The following is a 16,678-nucleotide window of genomic DNA, read 5'->3' on the forward strand; positions in this document are numbered from 1 at the left end:
GGCGCGTCACACCTGCCACAAGCATGTCCTGCGTCCGCCTCTGGGAGCGCTCCCATCGAGCGTCACCCGCACCTCCTCCGAGGAGCCCAGACGTGAAACGACGCAGAACCGCCCTCCTGTCCCTGACGGCCCTGCTGGCCACGGGACTCACCGCACTCCCCGCCGCGCAGGCCGGCGCCGAAGAGGTCGAACAGCTGAAGAACGGCACCTTCGACACCACCACCGAGCCCTGGTGGACGACCAGCAACCTCACCGCGGAACTGTCCGAAGGGCAGCTCTGCGCCGACGTGCCCGGCGGCACCGCCAACCGCTGGGACGCCACCGTGGGCCAGAACGACATCACCCTGGTCAAGGGCGAGTCCTACCGGTTCTCCTTCACCGCGAACGGCTCGCCCGAGGGGCACGTGGTGCGCGCGATCGTCGGCCTGTCGGCGGCGCCGTACGACACCTGGTTCGAGGTGTCACCGGAGCTGAGCGTCTCCGGGAACGCCTACTCGTACACCTTCACCTCGCCCGTCGACACCCCCCAGGGCCAGGTCGCCTTCCAGGTCGGCGGCAGCGCGGACCCCTGGCGCTTCTGCGTGGACGACGCCTCGCTGCTGGGCGGTGTGGCACCGGAGCCGTACGAGCCGGACACCGGGCCGCGCGTGCGCGTGAACCAGGTCGCCTATCTGCCCGCGGGGCCCAAGAACGCCACCCTCGTCACCGACGCGACCGAGCGGCTGCCCTGGCGGCTTCAGCGGGCCGACGGATCCGTGGCCGCGCGCGGCTGGACCGTGCCGCGCGGCACCGACGCGTCCTCCGGACAGAACGTCCACTCCATCGACTTCGGCGCCCACCGCAGCCGCGGCACCGGCCTGACCCTGGTCGCCGACGGCGAGACCAGCCGCCCCTTCGACATCGACGCGAGCGCCTACGAGCGGCTGCGCCTGGACGCGGCGAAGTACTACTACACCCAGCGCAGCGGCCTCGCCATCCGCGACGACCTGCGCCCCGGCTACGCCCGTCCCGCCGGCCACGTCGACGTCGCGCCCAACCAGGGCGACGGGAACGTGCCCTGCCAGCCGGGCGTGTGCGACTACACCCTCGACGTCACCGGCGGCTGGTACGACGCCGGTGACCACGGCAAGTACGTCGTCAACGGCGGCATCTCGGTGTGGGAGCTGCTCAGCACCTACGAGCGCGCCCTGCACGCCCGCACCGGTGACGCCGGCAAGCTCGGCGACGGCACCCTCGCCATCCCCGAGAGCGGCAACAAGGTGCCCGACCTCCTCGACGAGGTCCGCTGGGAGCTGGAGTTCCTGCTGAAGATGCAGGTGCCGGACGGCCGGCCGCTGGCGGGCATGGCGCACCACAAGATCCACGACGAACAGTGGACCGGCCTGCCGCTGATGCCGCACGCCGACCCGCAGAAGCGCGAACTGCACCCGCCGTCCACCGCGGCCACCCTCAACCTCGCGGCGACGGCAGCCCAGGCGGCACGCCTGTACAAGCCGTACGACAAGGCATTCGCCGCGAAGGCCCTGGCGGCCGCCCGCAAGGCCTGGGCGGCGGCGCTCGCCCACCCCGACCGGTACGCCTCCGAGAGCGACGGCATCGGCGGCGGCACCTACGCCGACAACAACGTCACGGACGAGTTCTACTGGGCGGCGGCGGAGCTGTACCTCTCCACGGGAGAACGGGAGTTCGCAGACCGCGTCCTGAACTCGCCCGTCCACACCGCCGACATCTTCGGCCCGCTCGGCTACGACTGGGCCAGGACGGCGGCAGCGGCCCGCCTCGACCTCGCGACCGTGCCGAACAGGCTCCCCGGCCGGGACAGGATCCGCCAGTCGGTCCTCAAGGGCGCCGACCGCTACCTGACCACGCTCAGGTCACAGCCGTACGGCATGCCCTACGCCCCCGCCGGCAACCTCTACGACTGGGGCTCCAACCATCAGATCCTCCACAACGCCGTGGTCATCGCCACCGCGTACGACATCTCCGGAGCCTCGAAGTACCGGGACGGCGCGCTGCAGAGCATGGACTACCTCTTCGGCCGCAACGCGCTCAACATCTCGTACGTGACCGGCTACGGTGAGGTCAACTCCAAGAATCAGCACGCCCGTTGGTACGCCCACCAGCTCGATCCCAGCCAGCCCAACCCGCCGGCCGGCACTCTCGCGGGCGGACCGAACTCGAGCATCCAGGACCCGTACGCCCAGTCCAAACTCCAGGGCTGTGTGGGTCAGTTCTGCTACATCGACGACATCCAGTCGTGGTCGACCAACGAGCACACCATCAACTGGAACTCGGCGCTCACCCGGATGGCTTCCTTCGTGGCCGACCAAGGATGACCCGTTGAGCCCGTTCGGGCGGCACACTGGGGCGCATGAACTCGCCGGTCCCGCAAGCCGATCCCCGTCGTACGACCGTCGTGGCCGTCGGAGTCGACGCCTACGAGGCGGGGAAGGACTGGGCCCTCGACGGCCCGGTCTCCGACGCGCTGCGGTTCGCGGACTGGTTCGTCGAACGGGGTGTGCCGCCCGAGCGGATCACGGCGCTGCTGTCCGCGCCGCCCGGGCGGGCCGTCGCCGAGACGCCGTACAAGGTGCTCGGCGCGGACCGTTCCACCGTGCACAACACGCTCCTGCGCACGGTCGCGGCGGACGAGAGCGAGCTGCTCTGGGTGGTGTGGGGCGGCCACGGCGTGGTGGACGCCGAGGGCCGCCGCCGGCTCTTCTACGCCGACGCCACCGCGCACGACCCGCTCAACCTCGACTTCGACGCGCTCCTGACGTACTACCGCGCGGCACCCCGCCACCCCCGCCAGATCTGGCTCGTCGACGCCTGCCAGCTCCTGCACAACCCCTGGCGGTCCCGGCGCGGGCTCCCCCGGGAGGACTACGGCACACCGATGCCGAGGACGGCCCGCGATCAGGCGGTCCTCTTCGCGGCCCGCCCGGGCGAGGCGGCGAAGAATCTCCCCGGCACCGGGACGGGCCTGTTCAGCCGGGAGGCGCTGGCGGTGCTGCGGGAGGACGAGGCCGGCTGGCCGCCGGACCCCGGCGTGATGATGGACCGCCTGCGCGAGAGATTCACCCGACTGCGGGCGGACGGACTGGCGGCGCAGACCCCGACCTACGTGTGGTCCCGCACCTGGGACGGCGACGAGGGCCAGCTGCTCTCCCGCGGCGGCCCCGAGCCGGCGGCCCTCTCACACACCGACCTCACCCCCGACCGCCTCCGCACCCTGACGGACGCCCTGCTGGCGGTGGCGGAGTTCGTGGAACCCCAGGGCCGCGAGGAGATCCTCGGCCTCCTGAGGATCGGCGTCCGCTCCGCGATCCCCCGGCACGCGCGCGCCCGCATGGACACCATCAGCATCCTCCGCACCTGCGCCGGCCGGCCGGGCGCCCTGCGCGAGTTGGCGGAGACGGTGCTGTTGTGCGCCGGGGGGAGCGCGGAGGGGGAGACGGCGCATCGGTTGCTGGTCGAGGCGTCTGCGTGAGCGCGCGGGGTGGCTTACCATCGCCCCATGTACGAGTCCTGTGATGCGGCGGAGCCCGCGAGCGTCGAATCCTGGCTGCCCCGCCTGTCCCACCTGTCGCTGGACGAACTTCCCCAGGTCGGCGGAGCCGCGCTGCGGCCCGCGATGGAGATGTTGATGACGAGCGTGGAGCGGCCGTTCAGTACGCGGGGTGGCAGCGAGGGCAGTTGACCGACTTCCGACTTCATCGCCGAATCGGCAGGTAGTGTGCGCGGCACGTCGGAGCCGACCGATACGACGTCATGGACACCGTGGGTGAGGAAGCGTTCGTGCGCACGTCATGTGAAGCCGCTGAGGAATCCGAGAGATTGCGACCTCACCGTCTCGACGAGCATTCCCTCGCACAGCTCTGCTCGACCGGGGAGCATCTCCAGGCCACGCGTGCGCTGCTCGACGCCGAGTACAGCCGACGACTGCTGCTCCTGCGTGTGCTGGTGGACGAGGTGGCCGCCCGCCCGGCGGTGACCGGGGATCTCGCGCCGGTGCGGGAGGCGTGGGACCTGCTCGTACGGGCCCAGCGCCGCCGCCCCGAAGCGGTGCACCGGCTGCTGATGGACCCCCAGACCGGGCTGTGGGCGGCCCATGTGCTGCGTCGGCTGCGCGGGTCGCGCGGCGGGGCGCCGCTGTGGACGGACGTGGGCCACTTGCACGCCCTCGCCGCCGCTGGTGCGGTGCTCGCCGAGGTGGACTGCCGGATCCGGGTACCGGTCCTGGACGGCGCTGTCCTGCTGCCGTGCCTCGGCCGGGCGGAGGCGGGGGGCGACGCGCCCTGGGGCGTGGCCGAGGTGCGTGTGCTGGGCGGGACGGCCTGGATCCGGACGCGGGACGACCGGCCCGTCGTACAGGTACCGGCGGACCCCACCCGGGACGCGGCCGGTTGGTCGGGACTGCGCCGACTGAACGTCACCCACCGCGGAGTGACCCTTGCTCTCACCGTCGACGACCTGGCCCGCTACCCCGTCATCGCCGGTGCCGCCGGTCCCGAGCGGCTGGACGAGGCGGCGCTACGGCACTGGCGGAGCGGACTCGAGCGGGCGTGGGCCCTGCTGGTCGAGGACCACTGCGAGAGCGCCGAGGCCCTCGCGGCCGGACTCTTCTCGCTCGTTCCCCTGCCGCCCGCGGAGCGCTTCCGGCCGCGCAGCGCCTCGGCGTCCGAGGCCTTCGGCTGCGTCGTGCTCTCCGCCCCGGACACCGAAGGGACCGACGACGAGGCGACCGTGGAACTCGCGGTCACCCTGGTTCACGAGTTTCGCCACACCTTGCTCAATGGCCTCATGCACCTCACCCCGCTGGCCGACGACTGCCCCGACCTCTTCCACGCGCCCTGGCGGGACGACCCTCGGCCCATGACGGGTGTACTGCACGGGGCGTTCGCCTTCTCCGGCGTCGCCCGCTTCTGGCGGGTCCGTGCTGCCCGCGACAGCGGCGCCGCAGGTGAACGGGCCCGCTTCGAGTTCGCGCTTTGGCGGCGCCAGTCCCGCGCTGCCCTCGAAGCCCTGCACGACCAGCCCGCGTTGGCGGCCACCGGCCGCAGACTGGTGCGCGGCCTGCTCGCCGACCTGAGCTCATGGGACGACGATCCGGTACCCGAGTCGTCCCTCCTGCTCGCCGAGCGGGCCGCCGACCATCAGCGGGCCGCCTGGCGTGCCCATCACGTGGTGCCCGACGACACGACGGTGCGCTCGGTCGCCGACGCCTGGCTGCGAGGCGACCGGCCGCCGGTCCTGGCCGCCGAGGACACCGGCGGTAGCGTCGTCACGGATCCCGACGGCTGCCGCCTCGACGTCTACGCCCACCTGGTCCGCCTGCGGATCGCCGACCCGCGCGCCTTCGCCGCGGCACGGGACGGTGAACCCCGGCCCAAGGGCGTCACCCCGGCCGATCTCGCGTACGTCTCCGGCGACTTGGCCGCGGCCGGGAAGCTGTACGCCGAGGACACGACACGGCCCGCCGCCTGGGGTGGACTCGGGCTGGTGCTCGGTCACCAAACGGTGGCCGAGCGGCCCGAGTTGCTGCGTGCCGTCTCCCGGGCGATCGCACGGAGTTCGGGCCGGACTCCGTCACCTGTGGACCTGACCGACTGGCTGACCGACGCCTGGCAGGGCGCTCACAGCGGCAGCGGATCTATGTCGCAGTCCGCGCGGGTCTCCCAGTCCACGGCTTGACGCACGGCGGGGTGGTGCGCCCCGAGCACCCGGTTCAGCCGCTCCGTTGTCGCACTGTGCAGGCGCTCGGCCTCCTCGAGCTCGCCCAGGGCGCGTAGATCCAGCGGGAGGTTGGCTGCGCAGGCCAGGGTCGAGGGATGGTCCTCGCCGAGGACCTCGGTGGAGATCGCCAGTGTTCGCTTGTCGAGATCCCGGGCCGCCGTGAATTCGCCCAGCGCGTGCAGATCGCTGGCCAGGTTCGTCGCGCACACCAGGGTCGACGGGTGGCGCTCCCCGAGGACGCGGCGCAGCTCCGCGAGCGCCCGTTCGTCGACGGCCCGCGCGGCATCGGTGTCGCCGAGCAGCCGGTACGTCACAGCGAGGTCGACCTCGGCCGACAGGGTGTGCGGATGCGTGGGTCCGTAGGTGTCGGCGTACTGCTGGTGGATCCGTACGCCGAGGTTCCGTGCGGTGATCAGCTCGCCCGCCTGCCGCAGGTCGATCGACAGCTCCAGCGTGGACGCGATGGTTCGCGGGTTGTCCTCGCCGTACCGTCGGATCAGGTCGGCCTGAGCGCGTTCGGCCGTGGCCCGCGCCTCCGCGTGCTGGCCCGCCTTGCGCAGCGCCACCGCCAGGTGCCGGAGGTTGGAGAGGGTGAAGGGCCGGTCCGGGCCGAGCAGTCTGAGCGCCCGCTCGGTCAGCTCCCGCTGATAGGTGAGGGCGGTGTGGTAGTCGCCCAGCTCACGTATGTCGAGGATGAGACTGAGCCAGGTCACCAGGGCCGCCACGTGGTCCTCGCCGTACATCTGCTGCTTGGCCTCCCAGGTCCGGGTGTCCAGCTCTCGGGCCCGGGCGAAGTCCCCGACGAGCCGGAGGCTGACGCCGAGGTTGTGGGCCGCGCGCAGCGTCTCGGGATCCTCCTCGCCGAGCAGCCGCACGTAGCGCTCGTGCACCGACTCGGACAGCTCGAGGGCGGCGGCGAAGTCGCCCTTCACGCGCCGGTCGATGGCCACGTTGCCAAGTGCGTCCAGGGTGTCCTCGTGGTCCTCGCCGACCGAGCGCCGATAGGCCGCCAGCACCTCGTCGTTGACGGCCGCCGTATCGCCGTAGCGGCCCAAGTGGAACAGCACCACCCCGAGCCACCGGCCCGCCTCCAGGGTCTGGGAGTCCTCCTCCCCGATCTCCCGCCGCCAGGTCGTGTAGGCGGACTCGGCGAGTTGCAGGGCGGCGTCGTAGTTCCCCCAACGCGTCAGGTAGCGCACCTCGTTGACGACCAGCGCGCGCACCCACGCGTCGCTGGAGCCGACGGCGTCGGAGACGATCAGATGCGGGTACAGCTCGCCGTAGCGCTGCCAGTTCCTCGGATCGTTCGCGTCGCCGGGGTCGTTGGCCGCGAGCAGCAGATGGGCGCCGTGGCGCATGCGCTGCTGCTCGGCCTCCGTCATCCGGGATATCAGCGCGGTCTGGACGAGGCGGTGCATCTGGAGCGAGTTGTGCCGCGGATCGAACCGGGCCAGCGAGTACCGGCCGATCTCCCGGACGGCCTGGCCCAGCCGTATCGGGTCCCGCAGAACGGTGTCGAGTTCGGGAGTGATGGCGACGCCCCGGTGCCCCCCGAACAGATTCCGCGAGATCGACTCCGGCGCGCAGAACGCGCACAGCTGCAACAGCTGCATCGCCGCCGGGTTCTTCGCCTCCAGTTGGTCCAGGGAGACGTTCCACGCCGCGATGACCGGCAGCTGGTAGTCGAGGGGCGCCGCCAGGCCCAGCAGGTCGACCTGCTTCTCGTCCAGCAGCCGCAGGTACTCGTCCGCGGGCATCCCGGTCTCGGCCCGCCAGGCCGCGGCCTGTTCGATGGCCAGGGGGAGGTCGCCGAGCGCCTCCGCCAGGCGGTCGGCCTCGGCGTCGGTGATGTCCGGGCCGCGCCGGCGCAGCAGATCCACGCTCTCCTCGCGCCGGAAGACGTTCACCTCCAGCGGTTTGGCCACGCTCGCCCACTGCGGATTGCGGGAGGTGACGAGGATGTTGCCGGGACCGCCGGAGGGGAAGTAGGGCCGTACGGCCTCGGGGCTGTCCGCGTTGTCGAAGACCAGCAGCCAGTTGTCGTACGGCTCACCCCGGCGCAGCGCTTCCAGGACCGCCGTCACCGACCAGGTCGCCTCGCTGCCCGCCTCGAGACCGAGCCTGGGGGCCAGCTCCACGAGAGACAGCGCGATTTGCGCGGTGCGCTCGGCGGAGATCCACCAGACCAGGTCATAGTCCCCGAGGTGCCGGTAGAGGTACTCCACGGCGAGCAGCGTCTTGCCGACCCCGCCCATTCCGTGCAGCGCGTTCGGCAGCACCGCGGTCGCCTTCTCCTTGCGGAGCCTGCGGTGCAGGGCGTCCAGCAGCTCCTCGCGGCCGGTGAAGTTGGGGTTGCGCTGCGGCACGTTGCCCCACACCGCCGGGGTGTTCCGGCGGTCGGCCAGTCCTGGGGGCGCGCCGGGCGGGACGTCGGTATGCGGCTGCGGTGCGTTGCTCTGCTGGTTCACCTGGTCCTCCTGCTTCCGCAGGTGCGAAGGGGGCGGGACGCTCGTGGGCCTGCGGTGCGGGGTCATGGCCTGGGCGTCGTGGGTGCGTGGCGCGTCGTGGGACGCGGAGGCCAGGAGCTCCAGCTCCCGAGCCTGGGCGGCGTGCGGACCGGACAGGGCGTGCAGTACGGCGATCTGCGGCTCGGCCCAGGCGGCGGCCTCGGCGCTCAGTACGAGCAGGCGCTCGAGCTCCCCGGCCAGCAGCTCGGGCACCTGCCACAGGAAGCGGGCCGCCGGACCGAGGGCGGCGCCCACCAGGTCGACGACCTGGTGCAGGTCCTCGGTGCGCCCGGCGGCCAGGAGTTCACCGCGGACGTCGGGGGCGAACTCGTAGGCGAGGCGCGGTCCGCGGGTCGCGGGTGGCGGGGCGTGGAGCGGGTGGACGAGCCCTTGGGTGAGCAGTTGGGTGAAGTCGGCGATCCGGGCCCCGGGGCACAGCCGGGTCAGCACCTGTCCGATCAGGGGCACCGCGAGGGGCGCCGCGGCGAGCAGCGTGGCGAGGTGCAGGACCTCGGGCGGGACCGAGCGGCGGAAGGAGGCGACGCGTTCGGCGGCCGTGGCTTCGGGGCTGTTCCCGTCGGGCGCGGGGCCTTCCCCGTGCGGGGCCACGAACGTCAGCGGGAGCCGGGTCCAGGTGCCCCGGGCCGCGGTGATCAGCCGTACCCAGGACGCCAGGGCGCGCGGCGCCAACTCCAGTACGGGAACCGGCAGGTAGGGGCGGCTGTCCGGCCGCGCGCCGAGGCCGACCTGGCGCGGCCGAGTGCCGTGCCCGCGGTTCGGCGTGCCGGGGCCCCCGGAGCGCAGCGACAGCGGCCAGGTCGGCACGCCGGACTCCGGCCAGGCCTGGTGCGGCAGCAGATGGACCACGGCCAGGGCGCCCGCGCCCGCCCACCGGTGCAGGACGTGCGCGCGGGCGCCGGAGCGCCAGCCGGGCGCGTTGCCGTCGGTGACCACCAGGGACAGCCGCGTGGAGGACGGTGGGCCGGGAGGCAGAGCGCGCAGACTCCGGCGGTCCACCCGGCGGAACGCCCGCGAGCGCCGCAACAGCTCGGTGAACTCCACGGCCGTGTCGTGCCAGACCGCCATGCCGGGGTCCGGGTCCACCGCGACGACCAGGTCCCATGCCGGTGAACCGCGCTGTGCGCGCAGCCCGCGTAACACCCGCAGGATGCCCTGCGGATCGGTGATGTCCGTCCAGCGCGTGGACGTCATGGCCCCTCCATGGCGGCCCGCTGCCAGAGAAGGTGGAGGGCCGCGATTCCTTCCTCATCCCCTTCCCGGATGACGCCGAGGGCATCCGTGGCCGCGAGGTACAGGGCGTCGAGGAGCCGCGCTGCCGGGACCCGATGCTCTACGGCCAGGTCGACCAAGCGGTTGAACGGGCGTTCGGGGACATCCGGGAACCGGGACGCGGCGAGCGCCGCCAGCGTCTGCGATGCCATCGGCCGCAACTCCAGCCGGACGCAGTGCCGTAGGAACCCGGGAGGCAGGTCGCGCTCACCGCCGGTCGTGGCGACGACGAAGGGCGGCTCGTGGCACCGTACGAACCCGTCGCGGACCGTCGCCTTACCGCCCGGCTCCCAGGTGTGCACCAAGGTGCTTGCCGTGCCGAGGAGTTCGGGGACGGCGAACTCGCCGTCGTGCAGGACTGCCAGCACTTCGTCGGGGAGGTCGAAGCAGCCCCGGTCGAGGTCGTCGATGAGGACGACACGCGGTAATCGGCGAGGAAGCAGGGCGGTGCCCAGCGGACCCAGCCGTACCGTGCCGGGTCCCGCGGGGCCGTGCAGGCCCTCGCCGAGCGTGCTGGCGCCGGTGATCGGCCAGCGCAGCACCGGACCCAGGCCCAGTTCTCGGGCGATGCGGTGGGCGAGCGCCGACTTGCCGGTGCCCGGCTCGCCCTCGACCAACAGCGGGCGGCGCAGCAGGAGCGCGCTGTTGACCTGCCTCACCTCGTGAGGGTCGGGGGTGCGCGGGGTCCGCGCGCTGCCGAGGACTCGGTCGGCCGCCTCGTCCCCTGGTGGCGGCGGTGGTTCGTCCGGGCCACCGGAGTAGACCCGCCAGGGCGGTGGCGCGGGCCAGCGGCGGTCCCGCTCGGCCGGGTCGAGCGGGACGCCCGTGCCCCGGTAGAGCGACCAAGAGTCCATGGCGGGTTCCTCCTTGCGCGGCGCGGTCACAGTGGTTTGCGGTCGGGGTCGTCCCACAGCACCGCGAGGTGCCGCCCGATGTGGTGCTCCGGGGCACCGGAGCCGAGCGCGGCGGCCTGCCGGCGGAAGCGGGTGATGCGGGGCAGGAGGTCGGCGACGCCACCGGCGAACAGCTCGCCGAGCACCTGCCGGAACTCCGTCGTCGACTCGTCGGCGCGATGCCAGACGACCACCGGATATCCCGTGCGCAGCGCGGTCTTGAACTCGTGGCAGCCGTGCGCGCGGCCCTCCTCGGGGGGCTCGCTCAGCACGACCGCGACATGCTCGTCGTCCGAGAGACCGGCCGTCACCCGGTCCGGATGGTGCGGGCTGTCGTCGGGGACGCTCATGTAGACGGAGCCGGCCCTCGGCTCCTGCTCCAGCCGCTGCCAGCGCAGCCGCCATCGGCGGTGCCAGCGCTGGTCCAGCAGCCGGTCCAGACTGCGGATCACCACCGCGGGATAGCTCACGCCGAGCTGCAGCCGCGGGTCCTCGGCGGCGTCCAGAGGCCAGGACTCGACCGGCAGGTTGATCAGTTCCAGGGGGAGCACGAACTCCAGCCGCAGCTGTCCCGGGCGGTCACCCTCGGCCCGTTCCACCTCGGAGATCACCCCGCTGACCGTGTGCTGGAGATCGGCGAAGGGGATCGTCGTGGTGTCCCGGCGGCCCTCGAAGTCCGGTCCCCGGGCATCGGAGTGGAACCAGTACGACACCGTGTAGTGGCCCTCGTCGAAGGGCGCGGGCATGATCCGGATGGCGAGGTGCTCGTCGTGCGGGGCCGGTTGCCGCTCCGCGGTTCTGCCGTACCGTCTGCGGTCGAGGGTGTCGCCGAACTCCCAGCGCACAGCGCGCCGCCGGTTGATCGCGCGGATCTCGTGGCACAGCGCGGTGTCCATCCAGGTCGCCGCCTCGTCCAGGTACGCCATCCAGGGCGGCACCTCCTGCGGAGCCGTGTTCTGGCCCACCAGGTAGAGGAAGTCCGACCACGGGGTGGTGGAGTAGGGCGGCGGGGTCCGTAATCGGGATTCCGTCGCGCGTGCCACCATGCGCGGGCGCTCCTCCTCGGGGAGCGCCAGCGTCTCCAGGGACTCCGCCAACAGCGGCCAGGACGCGACGAATTCGTCCGGCAGGTGGTGCGCGGCCCGCCACTCGTCGCGGAGCCGGAACATCGCCAGCGACTCCGCCGAGTCGGGTTCCAGCAGGTCCAGGACCTTGGCGAGGCAGGCCAGGCCCTGACTGCCGTGCGTGCTGTTCATACAGAACGTCAGCAGGGCGACGTACTGTTTGCGCGGGATGGGGTAGCGGGCGAGCTGCCCGTTGTGGCCGAGCCCGTCGAGCACCAGATCCAGGAACTGATCCCGGTCCCCCGACGAGCGCAGACCGTCACAGCCCACCAGGACGTCCACGGCGGTGCGCCGTATCCGGTCCTCGATCTCCTCGCGCAAGGAGGCCCCCCTCCGACGCCCCGCCCGGGGCGCGCTCCCTCGCCTGTCCGACGGCTCGCTCGTACCGTCAGTGACACAAGATTAGGGGCCACGGTCGCTGACGGAAGAGGATCGGCGGAGCTGCGGGTGAGGTCAGGGAAGCTCCGCCCTGGACTCGTGCTCGACGAACTCGCGGGGGCGTTCGTGGGCCGTGAGGGTGTGCAGGCGGGACTGGTCCAGGGGTTCGTGGAGTTCGACGTACTCGCCGTGCGGGAGGCGTTTGACGATGCCCGTCTCCCGGCCGTGGGCGATCAGTTCCCTGTCGCGGAGCTGGAGGCCCAGGCAGATGCGGCGGGTGAGGACGAAGACCGCGGCCGGGAGGACGAAGACGGCGACGCGGATGGTCCAGGTCACCGTGTTGATGGACAGGTGCAGCTTGGTCGCCACGATGTCGTTGCCGCCGCCCGCCAGGAGGATCAGATAGAGGCTGATCCAGGACGCGCCGAGGCCGGTGCGGACCGGGTGGTTGCGGGGGCGGTCGAGGAGGTGGTGCTCGCGCTTGTCGCCCGTGATCCAGGACTCCAGGAAGGGATAGACGCCGATCAGGATCAGGAGCAGGGGGAAGACCACGATGGGGATCAGGACGCCCAGGACGAGGGTGTGGCCCCACAGGTTGATCTCCCAGCCCGGCATCACCCGCACCAGGCCCTCCGCGAAGCCCAGGTACCAGTCGGGCTGGGCGCCCGTGGAGACCTGGTCGGCGCGGAACGGGCCGTACGCCCAGACCGGGTTGACCGTGGCCACCGCGGCGAGGACGGTCAGGGTGCCGAAGACCAGGAAGAAGAAGCCGCCCGCCTTCGCCAGGTACACCGGCATGAACGGCGCGCCCACGACGTTGCGCTCGCTCCGGCCGGGGCCCGCGAACTGGGTGTGCTTGTGGTACACGACCAGTAGGACATGGGCGACGACCAGCGCCGCCATGATGCCCGGCAGCACCAGGATGTGCAGCGAGTAGAAGCGCGCCACGATGTCGTCGCCCGGGAACTCGCCGCCGAACAGGAACATCGACAGGTACGTCCCCACGATCGGCACCGACAGCAGCGCGCCGTTGACGAACCTGAGGCCCGTGCCGGACAGCAGGTCGTCCGGGAGCGAGTAGCCGAACAGGCCCTCGAACAGGCCGAGGAACAGCAGCAGCCAGCCGAACAGCCAGTTCACCTCACGGGGTTTGCGGTACGACCCCGTGAAGAAGTGCCGCATCATGTGCACGAGCATCCCGGCGACGAAGACCAGCGCCGCCCAGTGGTGCAGCTGGCGGATGAGCAGTCCGCCGCGCACGTCGAAGCTGATGTCGAGGGTGGAGGCGTACGCCTCGGACATCCGCACACCGTTGAGCGGGAGGTAACTGCCCTGGTACGTCACCTCGTTCATCGACGGGTGGAAGAAGAACGTGAGATAGACGCCGGTCAGGATCAGCACCACGAAGCTGTACAGGCAGATCTCCCCGAGCAGGAAGGACCAGTGGTCGGGGAAGACCTTGCGCAGGTATTTGCGGCCCAGCGCGTGGACGCCGAGGCGGCCGTCGAACCAGTCGGCGACGCGCTCGCCCTTCGAGGCCTCCGGCTTCATGCCTCCTCCTCTTCGCCGCGCTCGACGTGGGTGAGCTTCTCGGGGTTGCTGACGATGTAGACGCCCGAGATCCGGTCGCCCTCCGGGGTGAGGTCCATGACCATCACGGCGAACGGCGCGTCCCCCTCGAACAGCACCGCGGCGTCGTCGCCGTTGACGCGGCGGTAGCGCACCTCCAGTTCCCCGATGCCCTGTTGGGCCGCGTGGCCGGTGAGCAGCCGGACCACCTTCTCCCGCCCCCGCACCGGGCGCAGCCCGGCCGGCTTGCGGTTGCCGCCGCCGTCCGACCACACGGTGACGTCCGGCGCGAGGATCTCCATCAGCGCGGCGATGTCCCCGCCGAGCGCGGCTCGTACGAACCTCTCGGTCGCCTCCCGCCGCACCCGCGGATGTGCCTCGTACCGCGGCCGCCGCGCGTCCACGTGGGCCCGGGCGCGCCGGGCCAGCTGCCGTACGGCCGCCGGGGTGCGGTCGAGGATGCCGGCGATCTCGGCGTGCGGGTAGCCGAACACCTCGTGCAGCACGAACACCGCGCGTTCCAGCGGGGTGAGCGACTCCAGGACCACCAGCATCGCCAGCGACACCGACTCGCTGCGCAGGGCCGGGTCGTCCGCGCCCTCGTCGGACGCGACCAGCGGCTCGGGCAGCCAGGGGCCGACGTAGGTCTCCTGGCGGCGGCTGATCGCGGCGCGGCGGCGCAGCGCGTGGTTGACGGCCGCGCGGACGAGGTACGCCCGCGGATTGTCGACCCCGTCGAGCGGCTCGCCACCGCCCCGGGCCGTCCAGGACAGCCAGGTCTCCTGCAGCACGTCCTCGGTGTCGGCGACGCTGCCCAGCACGTTGTAGACGACGCCGAACAGCAGCTCGCGATGGTCGACGAACACGCCGGTGGCCCGGTCCAGACGGTCGTGGGTCTCGGGACGGTGGTCGGTCTCGGGACGGTGGTCGGTCTCCGGCCCGTGCTCGGTCTCGGGACCGGCGTGGGTCTTCGGACGGTGGTGGGTCTGCGGGCGGTCATGGGTCTTCGGACGGTGGTCGGTCCCGGGACCGTCGTGGGCCTCGGGGCGGGCTCGGGTCTCCGGCCGGTCTTCGGTGCTGGTCCGGGCGGCTGTCTCCGGGGAGTCGCCGGTTCCGGTTCGGGCGGCTGGCTCCGGGTGGTCGCCGGTTTCGGGCCGGGAGGGCGTCTCGGCCCGGGCGGCGGTGTCGGGAAGAGGTGTCTCGGACATACGGGGGCCTCCGCAGCGGTGCGCTCACCACTGAGAGGCGCCGAGGATCCGGTTCTGTGACATCGGATGGCCGGTTTGTGACCCAGGTCTCACTTGGCGTCGTGGAACACGATGCCCAACGCGTGCCGCCGGCCCGAGCGGACCGTACTCACCCCGTGCCGCATCGCCCCCGCCGACCAGCCGCGCTTTCCGCGCACCGGGCGTTCGCGCGTGGTGAAGACCAGCCCGTGGCCCTGCCGGAGCGCGGTCGCGGTACCCCGGGACTGGGCGCGCGGACGCTGCTCCACCATCAGGAACTCCCCGCCGGTGTAGTCGGTGCCGTACTCGTCGAGGCCCACCACGACCTGGAGCGGGAAGACGAGGTCTCCGAAGACGTCCCGGTGCAGGGCGTTCCAGTCGCCCTCCGTGTAGCGCAGCAGGATCTGTGCCGAGCGGCCCTGGCCCGCCGCACGGCAGTGCTCCAGCCACTCGGACACGGAGTCGGGCCAGGGCGCCGGGCGGCCGAGACGGGCCGCCCAGTCGCGGGCGATCGGCAGCAGGCGGGGGTAGAGCGCGGTGCGCAGCGCGGCCACCGGGGCGGGGAGATCGTGCGTGAAGTAGCGGTACTCGCCCGAGCCGAAGCGGTGGCGGGCCAGGTCGACGGTGGTCCGGAACAGCTCCGGCTTCTCGTACAGCGCGGCCAGGTCGCGGCACTCCGCGGGTGTCAGCAGCGGTGCCGTCGGCGCGCTGCCGTGCACGTCCAGCTCGGCGGCGAGCGCGGCCCAGTCGGTGGCGGCGACCCTGCGGCGCGCGGTGGGAGCGGCGAACGACATGGTTTCCTCCTTCTCGCGTCCGGGCCCGCGGTTCTCGGCTCCGGGCCCGCGGTTCTCGGCTCCGAGTCTGCGGCGCGGCCCGCCCGGCGACCGGCGGGATTCGGACACTGCCCTCAGGTACCGCTGTGCACCGCATCTGACCTGGGTGTATTTACGGGTAAGTACCCGCGCGGTACCGTGAGGTCATGCCAGCTCTCAACGTGGAGTTCAGCGACCGCGAACTTGAGGACCTGCGGCAGATCGCCAAGGAACGCGGTACGTCGATGAAGGCGCTCGTACGGGAGGCGGCGGCGGCCGACATCGCCCGGCACCGCGCTCTCCAGGAGGGCGCGGAGGCCTTCCGCCGGTTCTTCGCCTCGCACGCCGACGAGTTCGCGGCGGCGTTCCCGGACGACGAACCACCCACCAAGGGCGAGGGGCGGGCCGCCTGACCGATGGGACCCGTCCTCCACATCGACGTGCCCTGGCTGCTCCAGCGGCACGAAGAGGTCCTGCCGGACCAGCCCACGATCAACGACTTCTCGGCGCTGGTCGCGGCCGTCGCCCGGCACCGGGTCGACCCGCCGCGCCTCGGTGTGAACTCCGACGCGGCCTGGCGGGCCGCCGCGCTGCTGCACACCCTCGCCCTGCTCAAGCCACTGCCCTCGGCCAACGCCCGGTTCGCCTGCGCCACCGCCGTCGCCTACATGTTCGTCAGCGGCGTCGGTATCGATCCGCCCTACGGCGCCCTGGTCGACCTGACCCGGGATCTGATCGACGGCAAGACCGACGTCTTCGGCGCGGCCGACCGGCTGCGCTCCTGGCAGATCTGAGGCCGCCGACCGGGCCCGCCCCCCTCGGGGCCGCCGGCCGAGGGCGGAGGAACGGGGCCGGCGGCCCTTGCGCACAGGAGAGCCGCCGTCCTGTGCGGGGCCTTCCGAGGGGCCGGTTCCAGTTCACTACGCGCGCGCGAGCACCGGGAGCGTGCGTGCTGCTCCGGCGCGGGTGTGTGTTTCACACGGGGCGCAGGGCAAAGGCAAAAGTCCGTGCCGCTGACGGGAGTTGCCCTCGTTTCTGACTTTCTTTCAAAGGTGCGGATGTTGCCCGAGTGCCTTGTTGGGTGTGAGTGTTTTGTGCGAGGGTTAAGTGCCCGTGCGGGGGGTAAAAGCCGGGTCGCATTCG

General features: G+C 72.1%; 12 protein-coding genes. 6 read left to right on the forward strand and 6 right to left on the reverse strand.

The genetic code is table 11. The features are described from left to right. Window positions 1–92 precede the first annotated feature (92 nt). The 4 genes from AC068Z_RS33120 to AC068Z_RS33135 all read left to right on the forward strand — a co-directional run bounded on the left by AC068Z_RS33120 (window position 93) and on the right by AC068Z_RS33135 (window position 5,694). Complete coding sequence (locus AC068Z_RS33120) at window positions 93–2,336, forward strand: glycoside hydrolase family 9 protein (protein WP_478564067.1); 2,244 nt, start codon at window positions 93–95, stop codon at window positions 2,334–2,336. Between the two features lie 35 nt (window positions 2,337–2,371). Next, window positions 2,372–3,490 carry an effector-associated domain 2-containing protein gene (locus AC068Z_RS33125; RefSeq protein ID WP_478564070.1) on the forward strand — a complete coding sequence of 373 codons (1,119 nt, stop codon included), beginning with the start codon at window positions 2,372–2,374 and terminating at the stop codon, window positions 3,488–3,490. Window positions 3,491–3,517: 27 nt separating this feature from the next. Continuing rightward, window positions 3,518–3,700, forward strand: a complete 183-nt coding sequence (locus AC068Z_RS33130) for a hypothetical protein (RefSeq protein WP_478564073.1) — start codon at window positions 3,518–3,520, stop codon at window positions 3,698–3,700. 137 nt (window positions 3,701–3,837) lie between these two features. Then, window positions 3,838–5,694 (forward strand): HEXXH motif domain-containing protein, encoded by a 1,857-nt coding sequence (locus AC068Z_RS33135; RefSeq protein WP_478564076.1) that lies wholly within the window; start codon window positions 3,838–3,840, stop codon window positions 5,692–5,694. On the opposite strand, the gene fxsT is transcribed toward AC068Z_RS33135, so the two are convergent. The 6 genes from fxsT to AC068Z_RS33165 form a co-directional block, all read right to left on the reverse strand. After that, on the reverse strand, window positions 5,637–9,455 hold the full coding sequence (gene fxsT, locus AC068Z_RS33140) for an FxSxx-COOH system tetratricopeptide repeat protein (protein ID WP_478564079.1): 3,819 nt from the start codon (window positions 9,453–9,455) through the stop codon (window positions 5,637–5,639). The genes AC068Z_RS33135 and fxsT overlap by 58 nt on opposite strands. Beyond that, window positions 9,452–10,387, reverse strand: a complete 936-nt coding sequence (locus AC068Z_RS33145; RefSeq protein ID WP_478564082.1) for a MoxR family ATPase — start codon at window positions 10,385–10,387, stop codon at window positions 9,452–9,454. The genes fxsT and AC068Z_RS33145 overlap by 4 nt, the downstream gene beginning before the upstream one ends. Window positions 10,388–10,413: 26 nt before the next feature. Then, window positions 10,414–11,871 (reverse strand): VMAP-C domain-containing protein, encoded by a 1,458-nt coding sequence (locus tag AC068Z_RS33150; protein ID WP_478564085.1) that lies wholly within the window; start codon window positions 11,869–11,871, stop codon window positions 10,414–10,416. 132 nt (window positions 11,872–12,003) lie between these two features. Next, window positions 12,004–13,479, reverse strand: a complete 1,476-nt coding sequence (qcrB, locus tag AC068Z_RS33155) for a cytochrome bc1 complex cytochrome b subunit (protein ID WP_478564088.1) — start codon at window positions 13,477–13,479, stop codon at window positions 12,004–12,006. Continuing rightward, complete coding sequence (gene sigJ / locus AC068Z_RS33160; protein WP_478564366.1) at window positions 13,476–14,381, reverse strand: RNA polymerase sigma factor SigJ; 906 nt, start codon at window positions 14,379–14,381, stop codon at window positions 13,476–13,478. The genes qcrB and sigJ overlap by 4 nt, the downstream gene beginning before the upstream one ends. 413 nt (window positions 14,382–14,794) lie before the next feature. Further along, window positions 14,795–15,517, reverse strand: coding sequence for a 2OG-Fe(II) oxygenase (locus AC068Z_RS33165; protein WP_478564091.1), 723 nt, complete (start codon window positions 15,515–15,517; stop codon window positions 14,795–14,797). 185 nt (window positions 15,518–15,702) lie between these two features. Between AC068Z_RS33165 and AC068Z_RS33170 the strand changes: the two genes are divergently transcribed. Together AC068Z_RS33170 and AC068Z_RS33175 are read left to right on the forward strand one after the other, a co-directional pair. Continuing rightward, window positions 15,703–15,948 carry a hypothetical protein gene (locus AC068Z_RS33170; RefSeq protein ID WP_451728510.1) on the forward strand — a complete coding sequence of 82 codons (246 nt, stop codon included), beginning with the start codon at window positions 15,703–15,705 and terminating at the stop codon, window positions 15,946–15,948. A gap of 3 nt (window positions 15,949–15,951) precedes the next feature. Next, window positions 15,952–16,329, forward strand: a complete 378-nt coding sequence (locus tag AC068Z_RS33175) for a toxin Doc (RefSeq protein ID WP_478564095.1) — start codon at window positions 15,952–15,954, stop codon at window positions 16,327–16,329. Window positions 16,330–16,678: the final 349 nt, after the last annotated feature.

It is taken from the genome of Streptomyces sp. NPDC043726 (assembly GCF_056436565.1).